The 410-nt window shown below is 64.9% G+C and carries 1 pseudogene; it reads left to right on the top strand.

The features are described 5' to 3' along the window. Positions 1-410, top strand: a pseudogene (locus tag ACLQ29_RS35430) (ParA family protein); the annotation flags it as partial.

Below are 410 nucleotides of genomic sequence, written 5' to 3'. Positions count from 1 at the left end.
GACCTACGACGTTCTGGTCAACCCGGAGCCGATTCTCAGGTCGACCGCTGAGGCCATCGGAGACCCGGCGAGTCCGGTCATGGTCGCGTCCACGGACCCTCAAGCCTCGTCGGTGTGGTGGTCGAAGCGCGTCGAGCAGCAAGGGGGAGGACTGCCGTTCGACTTTGCCCAGATCGACGATCCCCGCGATCTCCGCAAGCTACGAAAACTGCACTACGAGCACATCTTCGTCGACACGCCGGGCTCGCTTGAGGACGAGCGCATCCTGCAGGCCGCGCTGGATGAGTGCGATGACGTCCTGGTGCCGATGGTGCCGGAGCCGCTCTGCTACGACCCGACGACCCGCACCATCGAGGCTGTCATCGCGCCGCGCGGAATTCCGTACCGGGTGGTTGTCAACAGTTGGGACC

The sequence above is a fragment of the Micromonospora sp. DT228 genome (genome assembly GCF_049841595.1).
Taxonomy (GTDB): Bacteria; Actinomycetota; Actinomycetes; order Mycobacteriales; family Micromonosporaceae; genus Micromonospora.
This window is presented reverse-complemented; position numbering and strand designations above follow the sequence as displayed.